This is a genomic window from Ruegeria sp. AN6, from assembly GCF_056540425.1.
Genome location: NZ_JBQFWR010000025.1, coordinates 1 through 23,097 on the forward strand (window position 1 = coordinate 1; position 23,097 = coordinate 23,097).

The following is a 23,097-nucleotide window of genomic DNA, read 5'->3' on the forward strand; positions in this document are numbered from 1 at the left end:
GCTGGGAGATAGGGCGCAGGGGGCTTCATGGGGTACATTCTGCACCGCTTCGCGGCAAATTTCAATCAATCATGATAAGGGATACTTATCAAAAGTAATTGCCGTGTTGGTGGGTCGTCAATATAGTCCTCATAAAGCTAACAAAATGACCTCAAAACTCTAGATCCCTTGTTTTTAAAGACAATAACCAACCCAAGTGGAACTCAGATCGGATGACAGTACAGTTCCAACAACCTCTGAAACTCTGATCTACCCAATTGATCAAAGTGTAGGGCACGTTCAACCATCTCGTCTGCGCGATTTTTTCCAAGGATAGGATCAGTAAGTAGATGGAGCTTGATCAGGATTTCATCATCGCTCAGCGGCATGCCCACATCGCCGCGTGGTGATTGTTGGGGCTAGCCTACCGGCGCCCGCGCTTGCTGGATTGCAGAGAGGCAGAACCCTTATCCCTGCTTAGAGATTGCCCCAAGATCAAAACTGTTCCGAAGGCAATTTGAAAAAACGCGGCTTTCCCAATTCCTCCCTGTTTCCTCCTAGAGAGTGTGGCAGGATAAGGTGGTTGTGTTATAAAGCGCTTCAACTGAGGGCTGCCCTAGAATTGAGCGAGAGCACAGCGTTGAGCTAATGCTCCGTCCGATTGCATTCAATCGCAAGAACGCTTTCTTCGCCGGACACGAAGCGGGTGCCTAAAATTGGGCGATCTTCGCCTCAATGATCGAGACCCTCAAACTGAACGGCGTCGATCCGCACGCCTTGCTTACTGTCACGGTGCCCTTAGTTACTGGACGCTGGCTTAAAAAAGTTAAGCAAAATCATTGCTTTTCAGAGCCGCTTGAAACGCTTGCATTATGCGCATCGTTGTGAAACTTCTGACCTGCAACGAACAGCGCGAAAGCATTGATCTGAGGCATCGGTTAGACCGGGCAGCTCGTGCTTTGCGCCTCCTCACCACTCTGCGGCGTCTTTGCGGTATAATACAGATTGTGCTATCGACAATCGCTTGGACTTGCAGGAACAGTCATGACATGACCATCTGAGGGTAGCGGCATCACATGATGGAACGAGATTTGTAACTATGGAATTGGTACCTCTTGCAATCCCGGAGGTGATCTCGATCACGCCTAAACGCTTCGGTGATCATCGTGGTTTTTTTGAAGAAACCTATAACCGGAACAGTTTCTCTGCAGAAGGCATTGCGACGGTTTTCGTACAGGATAACCACTCGCTGTCCAGTACCATCGGCACAGTGCGAGGGCTTCATTTTCAGGCCCCGCCAAGAGCGCAGGCCAAGCTGGTGCGCTGCGGGCGTGGACGGTTTTTTGATGTAGCTGTGGATATCCGCAAAAGCTCACCGACATATAGCCAGTGGGTCGGCGAGGAACTCAGCTTTGAAAACGGCCGAATGTTGTTAATCCCAGCTGGCTTTGCTCACGGTTTCATGACGCTCGAACCGGACACCGAGATCATCTACAAATGTTCTGACACCTACGCACCGGATACAGAAGGCGCCATTCGGTGGGATGATCCCGATATTGGAATTAATTGGCCATTAAACATGGCCGAACCGCAATTGTCCGATAAAGATAAAGCAGCCCCATTTTTGCGAGATATAGATACCCCGTTTACGATTGAGGATGGTTGATGAAAATTATGGTCACGGGCGGTGCGGGCTTTATCGGCTCGGCTGTTATCCGGCACGCGATTGCCGAGGGTCATTCGGTCGTCAATGTCGACGCTCTCACCTATGCCGCCTGCCTGGATAATGTCGCCTCGGTCGCGGATACGCTTGAGTATGAATTTGCGCAGGCGGATATCCGGGATGCTGGTGCGATGTCCAACATTCTGCGCAAGCACCAACCCGATGCGATCATGCATCTGGCTGCTGAAAGCCATGTTGATCGTTCGATTGACGACCCCGCAGCCTTTATCGATACCAATGTAACCGGGACATATGTGCTGCTGGAGGCGGTGCGCGCCTATTGGATGGATGCTGGCCGGCCTGAGAGTTTCCGCTTCCATCACATCTCGACCGATGAGGTCTTTGGCTCCTTGGGCGAGACCGGCTTTTTTACCGAAGATAGCCCCTATCAGCCCAATTCACCCTATTCGGCCTCGAAGGCGGGGTCGGATCACTTGGTCCGGGCTTGGCATGAAACCTACGGCCTGCCGGTGGTGATGACCAATTGTTCGAACAATTATGGCCCCTACCAGTTTCCGGAAAAGCTGATCCCGGTTGTGATCCTGAACGCGTTGGCCGGCAAGCCCATCCCGATCTACGGGGCGGGGGATAACATCCGCGACTGGTTGCATGTCGAAGACCATGCCGAGGCGCTGCTGCTGGTGCTGGAGAAGGGCAAGTTAGGACGCAGCTACAATATCGGCGGCGAGAACGAGATGACCAATCTTGATCTGGTCAAAATGCTCTGTGCGACCCTGGATCGGTTGAAGCCGGGCAAAGCACCCTATGCCGATCTGATCAGTTTTATCACCGACCGCCCGGGCCATGATCGTCGTTATGCCATCGATCCGACCCGCATCCGGGAAGAGCTGAACTGGCGCCCCTCGTACACACCTGAAACCGGGCTGGAGCAAACGGTTCAGTGGTATCTGGACAATGGCGCATGGCTGGCTGCTCTGCAGGACCGCAGCGGTGTAGGAGAGCGGCTTGGGGTGGCTGGATGAAGGCACTGGTCTTCGGACATAGCGGGCAGGTCGCCACGGAACTACGCCGGCGAGCATCGGCGCATGGCGTCACGGTCGCAGCGCTGGATCGGTCTCAAGCCAACCTGTCTGACCCACAGAGCTGTACGGATGCGATCCAAAACACGGATGCCGATGTAATCATCAACGCTGCCGCTTACACGGCGGTCGATAAGGCCGAGGATGAATCCGGGCTGGCCCAGCGGATCAATGGGGATGCGCCGGGTGCCATGGCACGTGCTGCGGCAGAGCGTGATTTGCCTTTCCTGCATATCTCGACCGACTATGTTTTTGACGGGGAAGGGGCCTCGCCTCGGACTGTCCAAGACCCGACCGGTCCGCTGGGTGTGTATGGCCAAACCAAACTGGAGGGAGAGCACCAAATCGCCCAAGCAGGGGGATGGCATGCGATCCTGCGGACAAGTTGGGTGTTTTCGGCCCACGGGCACAATTTTGTCACAACCATCCTGAGACTGGCCGAGACTCGTGACACGCTGACCATCGTGGCGGATCAGATCGGCGGGCCGACCCCAGCGGCTGATATTGCCGAGACGTTGCTGACCATGGCCAAAACCGGAGGGCAGGCCGAAGGCGGGCTGTTTCACTATTCCGGCGCACCTGATGTTAGTTGGGCCGGTTTCGCGCGCGAAATTGTCTCGCAGGCGGGCTTAGCAACTCAGATCATCGACATTCCGACAACGGATTACCCCACGCCAGCCCCTAGGCCGCAGAATTCGCGGCTGGAGTGTTCGTGGCTCAATGACATTTACGGGCTTGGGCGGCCTGACTGGAAAGCCGGATTGGCGCAGGTGCTGGCCGAGTTGAAGGTTGCAGATAGCCCTGCCTTGAAAGGATAGATCATGCGACGCAAAGGTATCATTCTGGCTGGCGGTTCGGGTACTCGGCTGTATCCGATCACCATGGCGGTCTCAAAACAGTTGCTGCCGATCTATGACAAGCCGATGATCTTCTACCCGCTGAGCGTGCTCATGCTGTCGCAGATCCGCGAGATCGCGATCATCACAACACCACAGGATCAGGATCAGTTTCAGCGTCTGTTGGGTGACGGCAGCCAATATGGTCTGTCGCTGACCTGGATCACCCAGCCCTCGCCCGATGGTCTGGCGCAAGCCTATACACTGGCCGAGGATTTTCTGGCAGGTGCCCCGTCAGCGATGATTTTGGGCGACAATATCTTCTTCGGCCACGGCCTGCCGGATCTGCTTCGTGCTGCGGATGCGCAAGAGAGCGGCGGGACAGTATTCGCCTATCGCGTCGCCGATCCCGAGCGCTATGGTGTGGTCGATTTCGAGGATCAGAAGGTACGCGGCATCATCGAAAAGCCGAAAGTTCCGCCCTCGAACTATGCTGTGACTGGGCTATACTTTCTCGACGGCGATGCCCCTGCCCGCGCCCGTCAGGTCCAGCCGTCCGAGCGTGGCGAGTTGGAGATCACATCCCTGCTCGAGATGTATCTGAGTGAAGGTCTGCTGAACGTTCAGACCATGGGCCGCGGCTTTGCCTGGTTGGATACTGGCACGCATGGGTCGCTATTGGATGCAGGGAATTTTGTGCGTACGCTTACGGATCGGCAAGGCATGCAGACGGGGAGCCTTGATGAGATCGCTTGGGTTAACGGCTGGATCAATGATGCGGCGCTGGAAGAGCGTGCCGGACTGTTCGCAAAGTCTACATATGGTGAGTATTTGCGGTTACTTCTGTGCCGAGCGTGAGATTCTCAGGAAAGGCCTGTCCAGCCGGCGCATCGTTGTCTTTTGGGAAGCAATCTGACTATCAGAGCGCCTATTGTTTAGATCTAAGCGGTTTTTACTAAGAACGAAGATACATGGGGCAATCAGAATGTCATGTTTAAGACTCGAGAGCAGACTAAGATTAATTTTTTTGTGAAAACTACCTAGGGCGTTGTAAAGATGTAGTTATCTGAGCTTGATGTGAGAAAAAATAATAAAAAGATTTTGGCTGACGTCATCAACAGTGTGAAGTAGAGGTTAGTTTCGTATTCTAAATTTCAAAAATATGTCCGGCTTTTTTATGAGAGACGGCTGGGCTATCTGTCTGAGAACCCTAATAGCTGTTATTACGTTCGCTAATTTTTTTGCTCATTTTGGTGAGGGGGTTTGAGCATAGTAACCAATCGGGTTTCCTCTGTGGAGTTGGGGAAAGGTGTATATGGGGAACTATTTTGAGTACTGCGACGCGCACTAATCCTTCACTCATTTCTATTGTTGTACCTTGTTATAACGAAGAAGAAGTGTTGAAGGAGACAATCAGGCAACTTCTGGCATTCGTGAAAAGTTTGCCTCGCCATCAGGTGGAACTGCTCTTTGTTGATGACGGTAGCAAGGATGCTACGCTCGAGATACTACGAGATGCTGCAAACAGTAATCCGCAGCTTAGAATTATTAGTTTTGCACGTAATTTTGGACATCAGATCGCCGTTACAGCCGGGATCGATGCTGCGGCGGGGGATGCTGTGGCGCTGATTGATGCAGACTTACAAGATCCCCCCAAGGTCCTGGCGGAAATGATTACTTACTGGGAGTCTGGATATGACGTGATTTACGGAGTGCGCGCCAGCCGTGAAGGAGAGAGTGCGTTTAAAATTACAACTGCCAGATGGTTCTATAGGCTTCTCAACCGTTTGTCAGAGACGCCAATTCCACTCGATACCGGTGATTTCCGCCTCATGGATAGGCGGGTTGTTGACGTGTTGCGGGCGATGCCAGAACGGCATCGTTTTGTTCGCGGACTCGTGGCTTGGGTGGGGCATAAACAGCTAGCGCTGCCTTATGACCGCAAAAAGCGTGTCGCAGGCACTTCAAAGTATCCATTGCGCAAGATGTTGCGCTTCGCGACTGATGGTATTTTATCCTTTTCATCCAAGCCTTTGCAGATTGCAACGAACTTAGGCATTATAGCGGCCGCTCTAGCATTAATTGGAATAGTCTATGCTATAATACTGCGCCTTATGACATCAATTTGGGTGGAAGGTTGGACTGCATTAATGATTGCCGTTTTGTTCTTGGGTGGTGTGCAACTAATTTCGCTTGGAATTATAGGCGAATATGTCGGGCGTATTTACGAAGAAGCAAAAGGCCGTCCACTCTATATTGTTCGAGAACGTATCGGTTTCGAAAGCGCGGTTAGAACCGAGCTAGAGAGCGTTCGGTCATGAATTTATATAAACTGACTCAACTAATGGTGGGACTAATCGTTTCCGCTTTCTTCATTTGGTTAGTTATAAATGCCATTCCTGTTGCAGATCTAATTTTGGCGCTCCGTACTGCAGAAGTAAGTTGGGTTGCCGCAGCGGTTGGTTTTTTTTTTCTTGGTTATGCCGCACGTATCTGGCGCTGGCGCCTGATGCTGGCACCCTATAATCCTCGGCTGAGTTGGGGTCGGTGCGCGGTTCCATTCATGATCTCGATCGCTGCCAATAATGTGTTGCCCTTTCGGGCAGGCGACGCTCTTCGGGCTGTTGCTTTTCCAGGCTGGCTTGGTGTTCCGACCGCGCGAATACTTGCAACGATTCTAGCTGAACGATTGATGGATTTGCTATCGTTGATGCTGGCACTTGCGTCTGCCTTGGCACTGTTGAGGGTTGATGATGTGGGGCTGGGCACGCTGTTTGGGTGGAGTTCTACCTTATTTGTTCTTGTCACGCTGATGATTGCGTTGTTTCTTTTTTTTCCACGACTTGCTGAACCACCGATATATTTAGTCCTACGCTCATTGTCTTGGAAAATGCCGTCGTTCTCTGACAAGCTCCAGTTAGAGGTTGATCGCGTATTTCAAACTCTCGACAGTCTAGCCACGCGCGCTCGAATGGCGCTACTAATCACATGGTCTTTTGTGGCGTGGGGCTTTGAGGCATGTGTTTTCTACGCTATTGCGCGTGCGTTGCCTGACTTGGTGGTTCCAGATGCAGCGTGGCTTGCGATGCCTGTTGGAACCTTGTCTACTATGCTGCCTTCAACTCCCGGCTACATTGGCACGTTTCATTACTTTGTAATGCAAGTCGCGGAGTTACTTGGAAACTCAGCGGTTGTGGCGGTGGCATTTGCGTTTCTCATCCACCTTACGCTTTACGTACCAGCCATTGTGTGGGGTGGTATTAGCTTTTGCTACTGGGTTTTGAAGCGTGCATCCGGTGTAAAAAACTCTTCAGAAAAGGCGACGTTTTAATGAATTCTTCTATCGCTAAGGGGCCGTGCAGCAGGACAACAATTGTAGGAGGTGGTTTTGCTGGCTTGGCTTGTGCATTTGATTTAGCCCGGAAGGGGGAAAATGTTACGTTGTTAGAGGCCGAACCGTCGGTTGGCGGTTTGGCTGGGGCGTTTGAGACAGACGGAGAGCGCCTTGACCGTTTCTATCATCACTGGTTCACAAACGATAAAGAGGTAATGACTCTTGTAGATGAATTAGGATTGTCTCACGAAGTTGTAACCAATCCAACAAATACTGGAGTTTTTTTTGCCAATAAAATTTTCAAACTTTCAACTCCGATGGATCTTCTAAAATTTACCGCCCTTCCCTTATTGGACCGGGTTCGTCTTGGGGTCTTAACCCTGCGTGCTAGAAGGGTGAATGATTGGATGGACTTAGAAGGAAAAACAGCGGCCGACTGGCTTAAAAGTTTGGGTGGCGAAAATGTGTTTCGTGTGGTTTGGCAGCCGCTTCTTAAAGGAAAGTTTGGCCCCTATGCGGATACTGTCTCTGCGGTCTGGTTTTGGAACAAGCTTAAATTAAGGGGTAGCAGCCGTGGCAGGGGAGGTGAAGAACGCCTTGCTTATATGAAAGGCAGCTTCGCGCGCTTAGCTGAAGCAACTGCTGATGGAATATTGCAGGCTGGGGGGGATGTTAGAACGGCAAGCCTTGTTGAGAAGATCGAACCTACGGATGATGGGCGCTGGCGATGCACGGGCCCATGGGGTAGCGTCACAAGTGAGCGTGTGGTTGCCACAACGGCTCTCCCTCTGATCGGCGATATGATAAAAAGTTGGGCGCCTGATGATTATCTAAAGCAGCTGTATTCGATCAATTATCTTGCGAATGTCTGCCTCGTCTTGCGTCTCGACCGCTCTCTCTCTTCGACTTACTGGTTAAATGTAAATGATACGACGTTTCCATATGTCGGAGTGATAGAGCACACAAACTTCGAGAGTGCTAAGAGTTATGGTGGGGACCATGTCGTGTATCTCTCTAAGTATCTTCCGCATACTGATGCACTTTATCAGATGGATGACGAGGAGGTTTTAGAGTTCTCAATTCCGCACCTGCAACGGATGTTTCCAGAGTTTGATCGTAGCTGGATTCGACATTTTCATGTTTGGCGAGCCCGATGGTCTCAACCAGTTGTTGAAAAATACTATTCACAATTGATTCCTGCAAAGGATGGGCCCTTACCCGGCTTTCATGTGTGTTCAATGGCGCAGATTTACCCGGAAGATCGAGGAACAAATTATGCCGTCCGTGAGGGCCGAAAAATGGCGCACGCGATCCTGCAGAAATCCGTTTCGCTTCAATGATAAATTGATAATCAAAGAAATCTAGAATCTCTTATATTTTAAGGTTTGCCAATGCCTGAATACAGAAGCTCAGAAAGATATGGTTCAAAGCGCGTTCTTTGGCTTATCGCGATTATACTTATCTCTCTGACATTATTAACTCGTTTTGGTCATCTGGCGTTTATAGACCCGTTGAAATTTTCTGACAAAGCCGGGTTATTCTTGGAGTTCTCGAGGCAGATTTGGCTCAACAACTATGCTATTCCGGATGAAATTCCTTATTACTCTACCGATGGGGTTCCGTTCCTATACCCTCCACTAGGGTTCTACATCATGGCCATATTCATATATGAGCTTGGCATCGATTCATTTATTGTCATTAATGTTTTTCCGCCCATTTTATCAGCTGCTTCGGTGTTGATTTTCTACTTTCTAAGCGCCCGGGTTTTTTCTGGAAATAAGTATCTAGCGTTTACTGCTACTTTTGCATACATCCTGTTGCCCAATGCCCTTCATGAACAAGTTGATACTGAAGGTTTTGCAGAGGCTCTTGGCACGATTGCGTCAACCTTTTTCCTCTTAGCGTCAGTACGAATCTTCCAATTTCCAACTAATATCAATTCTGCGCTGCTAGGAGTTTCTGTCGGGCTGGGGGTTCTCCTAAGTCCGGGAAGCGCGTTTGCATTGACTGCCTCTTGCTTCCCCCTGGCCATTTTGTTTGGCATCGCTAACAAAAATACGCCGCTATTAGTGGTACGTTTGTTGTCCATTGCTGCCGTGATCTCAATCATAATTGTACTTCCATATGCTATTCATGTACTTGAATCATTGGATACATTTGTTCTCGCATTCTCTGAAAATGCAGGCCGATCATACGCTCGTGCTTTCGCGGATTTTTTGGTGAATCCAGTAGTTTTTAATAGCGATGGGCAGGCCGTTGTTTGGAGTTTTCTATTCTTCTGGGGCGCGCTTCTTTGCCTTTTAGATTGGCGAATTCTTTGGATACCAATCTGGTCTGTGTTCATCATCGTTTTGGTTCCTCGCGAAGCAAGTTGGCTTGTCGCGCCGGGCGTTGCCCTTACCTGTGGTATCGCTCTCCACAGTTTGAGTGAAACCTTGATGAACCGATCCGTTGCACTTTATGGAAAGAGTTTCTTTGGAGCTTCTATTTCCATGGTGGTGGCATTCTACCTGATTATCCAATTTCCGCTTTATTCTCCGTTGCGAGTAGTTTTGGGCATGGATAAGGATCAAACGGAAGCAATGAATAAATGGCCTGAGGCCCAGTCGGCATTTTTTTGGCTGCGCGACAATTCACCTGATGATGCGGTCGTCATATTTGTTGGAAATCCAATTATTCGAGAGTGGTCGGCACATATTGCTCAACGTGAGGTCATTAACATACCAGAAGGAACAGAGTTAGACCCATATGATCCACAAAAGATGGATTGGTGGATAAGTCCTGACGCTTTTCTGCGTGATTGTTCCGAGGGTAGTGCTTGCTTAGATTCACTAGCTAGTGTCTTGAAGTTAGAAAATATACCATTTCTTGTGATGGAAGATTATCTTCTTTTACAGATATTAGGTCCTGAGTTTATGAAAACCTCTGATAGAGTGGTACGTTTTGGAGAATGGAGTATAGTTAGGCCTTAGAATTCTCAGTACAGTTCGAGTAGGTAATAGGTAATTACATTGAAATAAATGAGTTTGGTGACCGAGTGGACTCCCGTCCTTAGTTGTGCTTGTAACTGCTGTGGCTTTCCTCGCCATTTCTGTAACGCTACTAGTTCAGACGTCGCACCTATCCGACCAGAGAAGCTGCAAGGCTGGATGTGTTCGAATACATTGAGCTCTTCTACAACCCTAAACGCAAGCACACGAACAACGGCATGCTGTCACCCGTTGACTTCGAATCAAGACAGCAGAAACTAAACCAGGCAGGTGTCTAGGAAACTAGGGGCACCTCATGCTAAGGCAGGATGGAAAACTCGTTGTTTCCTGATCTGGCACAATCGCATCGTTTCGACTTGTTTAGCGTTTTGGTCGATCACCTGAGCTACTATTCGCATAACTTATGTTAACTTGTTCGTTTTGTTTGGTATTCGGTTTTGATCGCCGTAAGATAGAATTGTTACTTTAATGGATGGTTCTACAGTGAATATTTCTGCCAGGGACGGCGACATCGCAATCGTTGGCATGGCTGCGCATTTTCCTGGTGCGTCTTCGGTGGATGCCTATTGGTCCAACCTGCGTTACGGGATGGAAGCCATTTCGGAGATCAGCAGGGAGCAGCTTCTTGCCAATGGTGAAACGCCGCATCTGATCGAGCGGCCGGACTATGTTCCGTTTGCCGCAACGTTGGACAGGTTTGAGGAGTTCGACGCTGAGTTTTTCGGGTTGTCGCCGAAAGAAGCCGCCATCATGGACCCGCAGCACCGTCAGTTTCTGGAGGTCGCTTGGGAAGCGCTGGAAAATGCCGGCCATCCGCCTGAAAACTTTCCTGGCCCAACCGGCGTGTTCGCAGGCTGTGGCATGGGTAGTTACTTTTATTTCAATGTCTGTTCGAACCGGGATCTGGTCGACGATGTGGGCATGTTCTTGTTGCGCCATACCGGTAACGACAAGGATTTCCTGTCGACACGGCTGAGCCACATCCTCGACCTCAAGGGGCCGAGTGTGAATGTGCAGACGGCATGCTCGACCTCTCTGGTCGCAACGCATTATGCAACGCAGGCTTTGTTGACCGGTGAGTGCGATATGGCGATTGCTGGGGGGGTTACGATCGAACTCCCTCATAACAGAGGTTATGTTTATAAAGAGGGCGAGGTTCTCTCGCCAGACGGCCATTGCCACGCCTTCGATCATCGCGCGCAAGGTACGGTGTTTGGTTCGGGCGCAGGCGCTGTTATCCTGCGTCGGCTATCCGACGCTATCGAAGACGGCGATCACATCTGGGGCGTGATCCGGGGCACCGCTATCAACAATGATGGCGCGGCTAAGGCCGGATATCTGGCGCCGTCCGTTGATGGTCAGGCTGCCGCGATATCCGAGGCCCACGTGATGGCGGATGTAAGCGCCGATACGGTGGATTATGTCGAATGTCACGGCACCGGCACCTATCTGGGTGACCCAATCGAAGTGGCCGCTCTGACGCAGGCGTTTTCGGAAACCACTCAGGAGACCGGCTTTTGCCGACTGGGTTCGGTCAAAACCAATATCGGCCATCTGGATACGGCCGCCGGGGTGGCCAGTCTGATCAAGACCTCGCTGGCTTTGCATTACAAGCAAATCCCGCCAAGCCTCGGGTTTGAAAAGCCCAACCCGGCGATCGATTTCGAGAACAGCCCGTTCCGGGTGAATGACACTCTGACCGACTGGGTCTCGCACAAGGGTCCGCGCCGAGCCGGGGTGAATTCTCTGGGCGTTGGCGGCACAAATGCTCACGCCATTCTAGAGGAAGCGCCTGAGCGGGCTGCATCCGAGCCGTCAGATTGGCCATTTCAAATCCTCACGGTTTCGGCGCGGGGCAAAAAGGCGCTGGATGCCAACAGCTCGGCGCTTGCCGAACATCTGCGGGTCAATCCCGATCAGGATTTGGCCGATGTCGCTTGGACGCTGAAAAACGGGCGGCGTGGGTTTGAAAAACGGCGTATCATTGTCGCTGAAACCCATGAAGAAGCCGCCACGATCCTTGAGGAAAATGATCCGCGTCGGGTGTTCACCCACACGGTGATCTCGGACGCGCCCGAGCATGTCTTCATGTTCCCCGGCGGAGGCGCTCAGTACGCCGGGATGGCGCGCGACCTCTATGAGACCGAGCCGGTCTTTGCCGACTGGATGGATCGGGGTCTGGATATCCTGCAGGCCAAGCTCGATTACGATATCCGCGCAATATGGCTGCCCGAACCGGGTCAGGAAGAGGCCGCGGATGAGCGGCTGAATACCCCCTCGGTGCAGCTGCCGCTGATCATGATCACCGAATATGCATTGGCGCAGCTCTGGATGGAGTGGGGTGTGCAGCCCGCCGCGCTGGTTGGCCACTCGATGGGTGAAAACACCGCCGCCTGCGTGGCTGGTGTGATGTCGTTCGAGGATTGCATCGGTCTGGTGCATCTGCGCGGGCGCCTGTTCGATACGGTCCCCGCTGGCGGCATGCTCAGCGTCCCTCTGCCCGCCGGCGATTTGCGGCCGCTATTGGGGGATGACCTTGATCTGGGCGCCGTCAACGCCCCCAGCCTGAGCGTTGCAACCGGACCTCAGGCCGCGCTGGACGATCTGGAGGCGCGCCTGCGCAATCAGGGTGTCGACTGCCAGCGCATCCCGATCGATATCGCCGCGCATTCCCGGATGCTCGAGCCGATCCTGCTGGACTTCGGCGACTATTTGCGCTCGATCGAATTGAAGGCACCGCAGATTCCCTTCCCCTCGAACCTCAGCGGTGACTGGATCACTGAGGCCGAGGCCACGGACCCCGAATACTGGGTCAGTCATCTGCGCAACACGGTTCATTTCGCCGACTGCATCACCACGCTGTCTGAAAACCCCGAGCGTATTTTCATCGAGGTCGGTCCGGGCAAAGCGCTGGCTTCGCTGACCGGGCAACATGACAAGGTGGACGCCAATCAGGTGATCAGCAGCCTGCGCCACCCGAATGATGATGTGGCTGACGATGCCTATTTCATGGCCATGCTGGGCCGTATCTGGGCTTTGGGCGGCACGTTCGACTGGGAACAGATCTGGGGTGAGGCGCGCCGCAATCGGGTGCCTCTGCCGACCTATGCGTTCCAACGCTCGCCCTATTTCATCGAACCGGGCAAGACGCAGGCGGATACGGCCAGCCAATGGCTGATGCGCACCGAAGATACCGCCGATTGGGGCTATCGCGTCGCCTGGACGCCGAAATACGCCGCCTGCGATGTCGATGTTACCGGCGATCTGTCGGATGCGGCACAGGAAAGCTGGCTGATCTTTGCGGATGAGGCTGGGCTGTGCACCAACCTGACCACGCGCCTGCGGCAAGCCGGGCATCAAGTGGTTGTAGTCACGCCGGGCGATGCCTTTGCCCTTATCGGTGACGATCACTACCAACTTGCCCCGGAACGCGGTCGCGAAAGCTATGATGCGCTGATCCGCGATCTGGTTACGCGGGAACGCATTCCAACCCGGATCGTGCACGGTTGGTTGCTGACACAGGCCGAGACATTCCGGCCCGGTGGCAGCTTCTTCCACCGCAATCTGGAACAGGGTTTTTACAGCCTGTTCTTCCTGGCACAGGCGATCGGGGATGAAGATCTGCCGATGCCTCTGCACCTCCATGTCCTCAGCTCGGGCGCGTTGCAGGTTCGGGATGAGGCCTTGCCCTATCCGGAAAAAGCGACGGTCACCGGCCCAACCCGCGTGATCCCGCGCGAATTCCCCGGCCTGACCTGCGCGCTGCTGGATATCGATCTGCCGCAAAGCGCTGGCAAGCGCCGGGCCCCTGCCTTGCCCGAAGGTCTGATGGATCAGGTGCTGGAAGACCTGCTGGCCCCGCCCACCTCGTTCACGGCGGCAATCCGTGCTGGCAAGCGGTTTGAACAGGGGTACCGCCCGCATGCACTGGAAAAGCCTTCTCTGGAAGATCTACCCCTGCGTGACGGCGGCACTTATCTGATTACCGGCGGTTTTGGCGGCATTGGCCTGACATTGGCCGAGGCGCTGATTTCGAAGGTGAATGCCAATATCGTCCTGCTCGCCCGCGGTGAACTACCGCCGCGGGACCAATGGGAAAACGTGCTGAACAATTCAGCGCCTCAGGACAAGACCGCCCGCCGTATCCGTGCCATCGAAAAGCTGGAAGCGGCAGGCGGGAAAATTCTGCCGATATCCGTCGATGTCAGCAATGTTGAAGAGATGCGTCGTTGCGTGGATCGCGCGACGCAGGAGTTCGGCCAGATCAACGGTTTGCTCCATGCGGCAGGCCTGATCGATGATGCTCCGATCATGACCAAGACCATGATGGAGATTGAGGATGTCTTTACGCCCAAGATCCACGGCACGCAGGTCATTGACCAGATTTTCCCCGACGGGTCGCTGGATTGGCTGGTTCTGTTCTCGTCCAGCTCAACCGCGACGGCACCGGTGGGTCAGGTCGATTACGTTGCCGCCAATGACTACTTGAACGCCTTTGCACGCGCCCGCGCTGGTGGCAAAACGCAGGTTCTGTCGGTAAATTGGGGCATCTGGGCCGATGTTGGCATGGCCGCCGACGCGATGGAGGCCCGGACCGGATCCGTTGAGCCCGCGCCGGTCACGTCGGCAGATGTGCCAATGCTGGATCAGGCAACATTCGATGACACCGGAAACCGCCTGCTCAGCGCGACCTACAACGCCCATGATCGATGGTTCCTGAACGATCACCGGACCAAGGCCGGTCACGCTCTGGTGCCCGGCACCGGTTATCTGGAACTGGCCTCCGAGGCGCTGCGGGTCCAGGGCGAAACCGGCCCGTTTGAAATCCGCGACCTGTATTTCCTGCGCCCCCTTGCGGTGTCGGACAGTGAAGATCAGCAGGTCCGACTGCGCTTGCCACGCAGCGATGTCGGCTATGATCTGACGGTTGAGAGCGGATCGGCTGACGCGTTCGAACTGAACGCACAGGCCAGCCTGTCGCTACTTCCACTGATCGCGCCCGCACCGCTGGATGTGGCGGCCATCGCCGCCCGTTGTGGCCCGGCCCATCAGGCCGAAGGCGCGGGCCGCTTGCGGTCCTTGCAGGAGGCGCATCTGAATTTCGGCCCGCGCTGGCGGGTGCTGACCTCGACCGCGCTGGGGCAGGATGAAGGTCTCGCTCATCTGGCCCTGCCCGAGGGCCTGCAGACGGATATCGAGGCAGGCTATCACCTGCATCCTGCCCTGATGGATCTAGCCACGGGGTGGGCGATGGAACTGATCGCGGGATATCAGGCCTCGCACCTGTGGGTGCCGGTCTCGTATCGCTCGGTGCGTGTCTTTGCGCCGCTGCCCGCGCAGATCGTCAGTTGGGTCCGCAACGCTGGCGACAACCGCGCCGAAGGCGAAACCGCCAGCTTCGATGTTACCATCGCCGCGCCAGACGGCACGATCTGCATCGAGGTCGAAGGCTTCTCGATCCGCCGGATGGAAGATGCGGTGGACTTCGCCTTCACCGAAAGCGCGCCTGTCGTCACCTCCGAGGTCGACACCCCAGCGCCCCTATCCCCGGCCGAAGAACGGCTGCGCCATAACCTGTCTCAGGGCATTCCGGCGACGGAGGGGCCGGGCCTGTTCTTCAAGGCGTTGGCCAGCGGGCAGTCTCAGATCATCCTGTCCTCGCTGGATCTTGACGGGCTGATTGCGCAAGCTGCCGATAGCGGAGCATCCACCGAAAGCACAGACCAGAAATTCCAGCGGCCCGAGTTGGACTCGGATTACGTTGCGCCGGAAAATGACATCGAACGCCGTCTGGCCGGGTTCTGGCAGGAACTTCTGGGTGTGGACGAGATCGGTGTTGAGGACAGTTTCTTCGATCTTGGCGGGCACTCCCTGATTGCGGTGCGCCTGTTCGCGCAGATCCGCAAGGCCTACAATGTGGACTTCCCGATCTCGGTCCTGTTCGAGGCCCCGACCATCCGCAAATGCGCCGACCTGATCGCTGCCAGAGGCGTGCCGAAAGACGGGGGCGAAGATGACGCGCCAGCGGCAGCATCGGCCACGCCGGAACGTCGCTTTACCCATCTGGTGCCGATGCATTCCGGCGAGGGTGGGCCGAAAACGCCGTTCTTCCTGGTGGCGGGCATGTTCGGCAACGTGTTGAACCTGCGCCATCTGGCGCATCTAGTGGGTACTGACCGGCCTTTCTATGGCCTGCAGGCGCGCGGCCTTTATGGCGACGAAGAACCCCATCGCGATCTGTGCGAGGCAGCCAAGGATTACATCGTCGAGATGCGGCAGGTGCAGCCCACCGGCCCTTACATGCTGGGCGGCTTCTCGGGCGGCGGCATCACCGCTTATGAAATCGCGCGCCAGCTGTCTGAGGCGGGCGAAGAGATAGCGGCGCTTGTCATGCTGGATACACCGCTGCCGGTGCGGCACCCACTCAGCAAAGCGGATCGCTTGAAGATTCAGTTGCAGGAGATGCGGAGCAAAGGCGCAAGCTATCCAATCCAATGGGCCAAGAACCGGATCGCCTGGGAAATCCAGAAGCGCCAACCCAAGGAGGAAACGTCCGAGACCGGCCAGCAATTCCACGACGCCGAGATCGAGGCCGCCTTCATGGAAAGCGTCAACAGCTATCCCTTGCACCCATGGGACGGGCCTCTGACCCTATTCCGTCCGCCTCTGGTCGGGAAATGGGAGCTGGGACCGGGCAAGCTGGTCCATCACGAGCGCTATTATTTGACCCATGATAATGATTGGGCGCCCTGGGCCCCCAACATCGAAGTACTTGAGGTTCCGGGCGATCATGACTCGATGGTGCTGGAACCCAATGTCCGCGTGCTGGCGGCGCAGATGAAAACCTGCCTGGAAAATGCCGAGCGCCAGATCATGCGTCCGCGCCCCACCTTGCAGGAAGCGGCGGAGTGACCATGTCTGATCCCAAGCTTCTGACGGTTATTCTGAACTACAAGACACCCGAAATGACCCTGCGGTCAGTCGAGGCTGCAAGGCAGGCGATGGAGGGCATCGCAGGCGAGATCATCGTTGTGGACAATGATTCACAGGATGGATCTTTCGAAGCCATTTCAACCCATGTTCAGGACCAGGGCTGGGACCGGGAAAATCACGTGCGCGTCGTTCAGTCGGGGCACAATGGCGGCTTCGGCGCGGGTAATAATGTGGGCATCCGGGCAGGCCTGTCCGATGGCACACGGCCCGATTACGTCTACATCCTGAATTCAGATGCCTTCCCGGCGCCCGATGCCATATGCCTGCTGCTGGAGCATCTGGAAACCACGCCTCAGGTAGGCTTTGCCGGCAGCTATATCCACGGCGAAGACGGGGATCCGCATCTGACCAGCTTCCGCTTCCCCTCGGTTGCCAGTGAATTCGAAGGGGCGATCAAATTCGGCCCTGTCACGCGCCTTTTTGCAAACCGGATCGTTCCCATTCCCATTCCCGCTGAGACGCGTCCGGTTGACTGGCTGGCCGGGGCCAGCCTGATGATGCGGCAAAGCGTTCTGGATGAGATTGGCCTCTTTGACGAGCAGTTCTTCCTGTATTTTGAGGAAACCGACCTGTGCCGCCGCGCCGCGCTAGCCGGCCATCGCACTGATTACGTGCGTCCCAGCGAGGTCATGCATATCGGCTCCGTTTCAACCGGCATGAAGAACTGGAACCGGGTGCCTACCTACTGGTTTGACTCTCGCCTACATTATTTCGTCAAAAACCACGGCGCATTCTACGCCACCTGCGCCACCTGCGTACATTTGACCGGTGGCTTTCTGCACTGGCTGCGATGCTTAATTACCCGCAAGCGCAGTGGTGTTCAGCCATATTTTTTGCGTACCCTGGCTTGGCATGACCTGTCCGCCTGCTTTCGCTCACCATCGCGTAAGGGAAAGCAGAACACTGTGCCCAAGCCTGTTATTGGAGAGTAACAATGCCTTTCAGCACATTTCTTATCGGCCATGAATCCCTTGTCATTCAATGTGGGGAAATGCTGCTTGAGGCGGGACACAGTATTCAAGGGGTGGCGACCCGCAACTCGGATGTCGAAACCTGGGCACAGTCTCATTCCCTGCCCCTTCATGCACCCGGCCGGGATTTGTCGAACCGGATTGATGAGGCATCTTTTGACTGGCTGCTCAGCATCGCCAATCTCGACCTGCTGCCGCAGCCACTTTTGGACAAAGCCACCAAGGGTGCTGTCAATTTCCATGACGGCCCGCTACCGCGGTATGCAGGCCTGAATGCGCCAGTTTGGGCCATTCTGAATGGCGAAACACAGCACGGCATCACCTGGCACATGATCTCGGGCGGTGTGGATGAGGGTGGCATTGTTGCCCAAAAGCTGTTTGATGTCAGCGACTCTGAGACTGCACTGACCCTGAACACCAAGTGCTATGGTGTGGCGATCGACAGCTTTGCGGATGTGATCCGGGCATTGGAAACGGATCACCCCCCTGCCCCGCAGGATCTGTCGCAGCGCAGCTATTTTGGAAAGAACGATCGCCCCGAAGCGTCAGCGCGGCTGGATTTTGCAAAGCCCGCCAGCGAACTGGCCGCGCTGGTCCGCGCGCTAGATCACGGAGATTATTGGAACCCGCTTTGCCGCCCGAAAGTTGAACGTGAGGGCCAGATCTGGCTGGTCGGGTCAGCTAGGGTAAGCGATCAACAGACGGATGCTGAACCCGGCACCATTCTTGCAAGCACCTCTGAGGCGGTGACCGTCGCAACCCGTGAAGGCGCCATTGAGATCAGTGACCTGCGCAACACTCTGGGCGCGCCCGTCCCAGCCGATGGTATTTTGAATGGCGGCAGCGCCCTGCCTACCCTGTCCATAGAGCAAGCAACCTCGATCAATAAGGCAACCGCTGACGTGCTGCCTGCCGAACCGGAATGGCGTACACGTCTTGAGGCGCTGCAGCCCGCGGAAATTCCCCTGATCGAGACCTCAGCTCCCTCGGGAGCCCCCCGTTCTCAGGCGTTGCATGTTCCAGAGGGCCTTGCAGTAAACACTGGCCAAGCAACTCTTGCCGCCCTCATGGCTCGCCTGGCCGATACCTCCACCCTCGATCTGGCGCTGCACCTGAACAACATGACGCCCTATCTCAACAGCTGGGTTCCGGTACGCTTTACCGCTGAACAGACATTTTCAGAAGCGCAAGAGAGCTTTGAGAAAACCATTGGGAACGCCCAGGAGCTGGGTCCCTTTGCCTGCGATCTTCCTGCACGTTTGCCCGGCGCGGTCCTGCTGAAAACGCCCCTGGCTGGGCTGTCTGATGATACGTCCGCTGGGCTCATTCCGGGCACCAGCCTGACCCTAGCTATCTCCGGTGGACAGGCTGTTTTGTTTGCCGATAGCGGACATATCTCCGAAGCAGCACTACACCTGTTTGCCGCCCGACTGGAGAGCTTGTTTGTCTCACTCTCCGATCCGGCTAATTCCAGCCTGCCGATTGCCCAGCTTCCCATTTTGCCCGAAACGGAACGCGTGCAGATCCTGCAGGACTGGAACAATACATCTGTTGCTTATGACGAGATCACCTGCGTCCACCAACATTTCGAAGCCCAGGTCAAACGCACCCCGGATGCACCCGCACTGGTCTTTGAGAACCTCAGCTTTTCTTATTCAGAGCTGAACGCTCTGGCCAATCAGGTGGCGCATGTCCTCCGTGAGATGGGCGTGGGGCCCGACACGCTGGTGGGTCTTCATGTCAAACGCTCTCCGCTTTTGCTGATTGGTGCCTTGGGCATTCTGAAGGCGGGCGGGGCTTATGTCCCGATGGACCCGGCTTACCCTGCAGATCGAACGGCGCTTTACCTAGAGGACAGCGGCGCAAAGGTTGTTCTGACGGAATCCGCGCTTGCATCAGCCCTACCGGATCACGGTGCTCAGGCTCTGCTGCTGGACACAGATACGCGGCTGGAAACTGCACCCACAGGTAATGTCGACAGCGGCGTGACCTCGGAAAATCTCGCCTACTTGATCTACACCTCCGGCTCGACCGGGCGCCCCAAGGGTGTCATGGTCGAACATCGCAACGTGTCGAACTTCTTCACCGGTATGGACGATCGCATCAGCCATGATCCGGCCGGGGTTTGGCTGGCGGTGACCAGCCTATCATTCGATATTTCGGTGCTCGAGTTGTTCTGGACCCTCGCACGCGGCTTCAAGATCGTACTCAGCGATGATGAAAACCGCGCCCTGGTCGCGGGCGACTCGGCCCCTGGGAAATTTACCACCGGCAAAGGGATGGAGTTCAGCCTGTTCTACTGGGGCAATGACGATGGTGTTGGGCGCGACAAGTACAAATTGCTGCTAGAGGGCGCAAAATTCGGGGATCAGAACGGGTTCTGTGCTGTCTGGACGCCCGAACGTCATTTCCACGCATTTGGCGGCCCCTACCCCAACCCGTCGGTCACAGGCGCAGCTGTTGCTGCCGTGACCGAAAATATCGGCGTACGTGCTGGAAGCTGCGTCGCACCGCTACACCACACGGCACGTATTGCCGAAGAATGGGCGGTCATCGATAACCTGACCAACGGACGCGCGGGGCTTGCCATCGCCTCGGGCTGGCAGCCAGATGACTTCATTCTGCGACCCGAAAACACGCCTCCCGAGAACAAACCTGCGATGCTTAAGGCGATCAGCACTTTGCGCCAACTTTGGGCTGGTGAAACAGTGGAATTCCCCACCAAGTCCGGGGATATGCATGGCGTCGTCACGCAGCCTCGCCCGGTGTCAAAGAAATTACCTGTATGGGTCACCACCGCCGGAAACCCGGATACATGGCGCGAGGCCGGGGCCATCGGGGCCAATGTTCTGACCCACCTGCTGGGCCAGAGCGTGCAGGAGGTCGCCGACAAGATTGGCATCTACCACACCGCCCTACGTGAAGCGGGCCATGATCCCGACGACCACACGGTCACCCTGATGCTGCATACCTATGTGGGTCAGGACCGCGAAGAAGTGCGCGAGGTCGCGCGAGAGCCGATGAAGGATTACCTGCGCTCGGCTGCCGGGCTGATCAAGCAATATGCCTGGGCCTTCCCGGCCTTCAAGAAGCCCAAAGGCGTGTCGAACCCGTTTCAGTTGGATCTGGGCAGCCTGTCAGATGAGGAACTGGAAGGCATCCTCGATTTTGCCTTCCTGCGGTATTTCGAGGATTCCGGTCTGTTCGGCACCATTGAGGATTGCCTGAACCGGGTCGAAGAACTCAAGCGCATCGGGGTCGATGAGATCGCCTGCTTAATCGACTATGGCATCTCGGTCGATCAAGTCATGGAAGGGCTGAAGCCTTTGGCCGAGGTTCTGCGCCTGTCCAATCAGGATACAGAACTGGCTGAGGATGACTATTCCATCGCCGCCCAGATCATCCGCCATAAGATCAGCCATCTGCAATGCACCCCCAGCATGGCGCAGATGATCCTGATGAGCGATGAGGCGCGCTTTGCCCTGTCCAAGGTCAAACACATGATGATCGGTGGCGAGGCCCTGCCCGGTTCGCTGGTAAAGCAGATCAACAAGCTGTCGCCCGCGCATATCGAAAACATGTACGGGCCGACGGAGACAACGATCTGGTCCACGACTGAAACCGCAACCGCGGACGAAGGCGTGGTCAATGTCGGAACCCCGATCGCCAATACACAGGTCTACGTTCTGGACGAACGCAGAAACCCCGTGCCCATCGGCGTGGCTGGAGAGCTGTATATCGGCGGCGCTGGCGTCACCCGTGGCTACTGGCAACGCGAGGACCTGACCGCCGAGCGGTTCGTGCCTGACCCGTTCTCAGATATGCCGGGGGAACGACTCTATCGCACCGGAGATCTGGTGCGCTGGCAGACGGATGGTAAGCTCGATTTCCTGGGTAGGGCCGATCATCAGATCAAACTGCGGGGCTATCGCATTGAACTTGGCGAGATCGAAAGCTTGCTGGACGCGCAGGCCGGTGTGCGCCAGTCGGTTGTCATTGCCCGCGAGGACACGCCGGGGCTAGTGCAATTAGCCGCCTACATGACCACTGACTACCCCGTCGATGATAAAGCACTGCGTCAGGCCCTGTCCGAACAACTGCCGGATTACATGGTGCCGACGCATTTCGTGACACTGGACAGTTTCCCGCTGACACCAAACCGCAAGGTCGACCGCAAGGCCTTGCCTGCCCCGTCAGTGCAGAAGCCCCGCGTTGCTCCTCCACCGTCCGAAACCGTCTCGGGTGGCGCGGTCTCGCAGAAGATCGCAGCGATCTGGTCGCAGATTCTGGGGGTCGCCGATATCAGTGGACGGGACAACTTCTTTGATCTCGGCGGACACTCCCTATTGGCTGTGCAGGCCCATCGTGAAATCCGCAAAGAGCTGAACGTGCCAAGCCTCAGCATCACCGATATCTTCCGATGCCCAACCTTGGCCGGATTGGCCGAAACGGTTGAGCAGAAATCCGGTTCGAAACCAAGCGAGGCGAGCCCCACGCAGCCACCAACAGAAAAGGCCAGCAGCCGTAGCGATGCAATGGCGCGCCGTCGTGAAATGCGAGCGCGGAGACGCTCCGCGTGAATAACTTGGCGGGAATAAAAGCTAAGCTTCAACAGATACTCGGTCCAGACATCGGCATCGGTGTGACCGACCCCAAATCTCCTGATGAGATGCTACTTCCGGAGGAGAGGCCGGCAATGGCACGAGCTGTAGAAAAACGCGTGCTGGAATTTACTGCGGGTCGCGTGGCTGCGCGCCAAGCTATGAGCGCTATAGATTACCCACCATCAGCCTTGCCAATGGCCCTCGATCGCAGCCCGATCTGGCCCGATGAGTTGGTCGGCTCCATTAGCCATTGTGATGAGATATGTATTGCTGTTGTAACATATCGTAAAAATATGCGTAGCATTGGTATTGATATCGAACTTGATATGCCTTTGGAGCCCGCCTTAGAAACGGTTATATGTACAGATTATGAACGTTCATGGCTGGATACATTTCAGCCTGAAAGACGAGGGCGTCTGATAAATCAGATTTTTTGTTGTAAAGAGAGCATTTACAAAGCGGTATACCCGTTGAGAAAAAAAATAGTGGGTTTTGAAGATGTGGAGGTCTATCTCCAGGAGTATACGTTTGAATGTGCTTCTAACTTCCTCCAAAAATACCAAGTGCAAGGTTACACGAACCAACAAGACCGATTTAATTTCGCATGCACTACAATCCTAAAATAAC

Annotated in this window: 12 protein-coding genes and 1 pseudogene; all 13 read left to right on the plus strand. The window is 55.1% G+C overall.

Going from position 1 to position 23,097, the window contains the following annotated elements:
- Positions 1 to 1,078 precede the first annotated feature (1,078 nt).
- The 13 genes and pseudogenes from rfbC to ACR0MQ_RS21725 all read left to right on the plus strand — a co-directional run bounded on the left by rfbC (position 1,079) and on the right by ACR0MQ_RS21725 (position 23,096).
- Complete coding sequence (gene rfbC, locus ACR0MQ_RS21665) at positions 1,079 to 1,645, plus strand: dTDP-4-dehydrorhamnose 3,5-epimerase (protein ID WP_480610801.1); 567 nt, start codon at positions 1,079 to 1,081, stop codon at positions 1,643 to 1,645.
- The gene (rfbB, locus tag ACR0MQ_RS21670; RefSeq protein WP_480610804.1) at positions 1,645 to 2,685 is read left to right on the plus strand and encodes a dTDP-glucose 4,6-dehydratase; all 1,041 of its coding nucleotides are present in this window, start codon (positions 1,645 to 1,647) and stop codon (positions 2,683 to 2,685) included. The genes rfbC and rfbB overlap by 1 nt, the downstream gene beginning before the upstream one ends.
- Positions 2,682 to 3,560, plus strand: a complete 879-nt coding sequence (gene rfbD, locus ACR0MQ_RS21675; protein WP_480610807.1) for a dTDP-4-dehydrorhamnose reductase — start codon at positions 2,682 to 2,684, stop codon at positions 3,558 to 3,560. The genes rfbB and rfbD overlap by 4 nt, the downstream gene beginning before the upstream one ends.
- Positions 3,561 to 3,563: 3 nt before the next feature.
- Complete coding sequence (gene rfbA, locus ACR0MQ_RS21680) at positions 3,564 to 4,436, plus strand: glucose-1-phosphate thymidylyltransferase RfbA (RefSeq protein ID WP_480610810.1); 873 nt, start codon at positions 3,564 to 3,566, stop codon at positions 4,434 to 4,436.
- A 470-nt stretch (positions 4,437 to 4,906) separates the two neighbouring features.
- A complete protein-coding gene (locus tag ACR0MQ_RS21685) occupies positions 4,907 to 5,899 on the plus strand; it encodes a glycosyltransferase family 2 protein (protein WP_480610813.1) in 993 nt (330 codons plus the stop codon).
- A complete protein-coding gene (locus ACR0MQ_RS21690) occupies positions 5,896 to 6,909 on the plus strand; it encodes a lysylphosphatidylglycerol synthase transmembrane domain-containing protein (RefSeq protein ID WP_480610816.1) in 1,014 nt (337 codons plus the stop codon). The genes ACR0MQ_RS21685 and ACR0MQ_RS21690 overlap by 4 nt, the downstream gene beginning before the upstream one ends.
- Complete coding sequence (locus ACR0MQ_RS21695) at positions 6,909 to 8,252, plus strand: NAD(P)/FAD-dependent oxidoreductase (protein WP_480610819.1); 1,344 nt, start codon at positions 6,909 to 6,911, stop codon at positions 8,250 to 8,252. The genes ACR0MQ_RS21690 and ACR0MQ_RS21695 overlap by 1 nt, the downstream gene beginning before the upstream one ends.
- 51 nt (positions 8,253 to 8,303) lie before the next feature.
- On the plus strand, positions 8,304 to 9,884 hold the full coding sequence (locus tag ACR0MQ_RS21700) for a hypothetical protein (RefSeq protein ID WP_480610822.1): 1,581 nt from the start codon (positions 8,304 to 8,306) through the stop codon (positions 9,882 to 9,884).
- 137 nt (positions 9,885 to 10,021) lie between these two features.
- A pseudogene (locus ACR0MQ_RS21705) lies at positions 10,022 to 10,180 on the plus strand (IS3 family transposase); the annotation flags it as partial.
- Positions 10,181 to 10,370: 190 nt separating this feature from the next.
- The gene (locus ACR0MQ_RS21710; protein WP_480610825.1) at positions 10,371 to 16,814 is read left to right on the plus strand and encodes a type I polyketide synthase; all 6,444 of its coding nucleotides are present in this window, start codon (positions 10,371 to 10,373) and stop codon (positions 16,812 to 16,814) included.
- Positions 16,815 to 16,816: 2 nt separating this feature from the next.
- Positions 16,817 to 17,827: a glycosyltransferase family 2 protein gene (locus tag ACR0MQ_RS21715; RefSeq protein WP_480610828.1), complete on the plus strand. Its 1,011-nt coding sequence runs from the start codon at positions 16,817 to 16,819 to the stop codon at positions 17,825 to 17,827.
- A 2-nt stretch (positions 17,828 to 17,829) separates the two neighbouring features.
- Positions 17,830 to 22,446, plus strand: a complete 4,617-nt coding sequence (locus tag ACR0MQ_RS21720; RefSeq protein WP_480610830.1) for a MupA/Atu3671 family FMN-dependent luciferase-like monooxygenase — start codon at positions 17,830 to 17,832, stop codon at positions 22,444 to 22,446.
- Complete coding sequence (locus ACR0MQ_RS21725) at positions 22,443 to 23,096, plus strand: 4'-phosphopantetheinyl transferase family protein (protein ID WP_480610833.1); 654 nt, start codon at positions 22,443 to 22,445, stop codon at positions 23,094 to 23,096. Before ACR0MQ_RS21720 ends, ACR0MQ_RS21725 begins: the two co-directional genes overlap by 4 nt.
- The last annotated feature ends 1 nt before the right edge of the window (position 23,097 follow it).

Excerpts from the sequence above, each read along its gene's own strand:
- rfbC (WP_480610801.1), top strand. The coding sequence starts at position 1,079 with ATGGAATTGGTACCTCTTGCAATCCCGGAGGTGATCTCGATCACGCCT.
- rfbB (WP_480610804.1), top strand. The coding sequence starts at position 1,645 with ATGAAAATTATGGTCACGGGCGGTGCGGGCTTTATCGGCTCGGCTGTT.
- rfbD (WP_480610807.1), top strand. The coding sequence starts at position 2,682 with ATGAAGGCACTGGTCTTCGGACATAGCGGGCAGGTCGCCACGGAACTA.
- rfbA (WP_480610810.1), top strand. The coding sequence starts at position 3,564 with ATGCGACGCAAAGGTATCATTCTGGCTGGCGGTTCGGGTACTCGGCTG.
- ACR0MQ_RS21690 (WP_480610816.1), top strand. The coding sequence starts at position 5,896 with ATGAATTTATATAAACTGACTCAACTAATGGTGGGACTAATCGTTTCC.
- ACR0MQ_RS21695 (WP_480610819.1), top strand. The coding sequence starts at position 6,909 with ATGAATTCTTCTATCGCTAAGGGGCCGTGCAGCAGGACAACAATTGTA.
- ACR0MQ_RS21700 (WP_480610822.1), top strand. The coding sequence starts at position 8,304 with ATGCCTGAATACAGAAGCTCAGAAAGATATGGTTCAAAGCGCGTTCTT.
- ACR0MQ_RS21710 (WP_480610825.1), top strand. The coding sequence starts at position 10,371 with ATGGATGGTTCTACAGTGAATATTTCTGCCAGGGACGGCGACATCGCA.
- ACR0MQ_RS21715 (WP_480610828.1), top strand. The coding sequence starts at position 16,817 with ATGTCTGATCCCAAGCTTCTGACGGTTATTCTGAACTACAAGACACCC.
- ACR0MQ_RS21720 (WP_480610830.1), top strand. The coding sequence starts at position 17,830 with ATGCCTTTCAGCACATTTCTTATCGGCCATGAATCCCTTGTCATTCAA.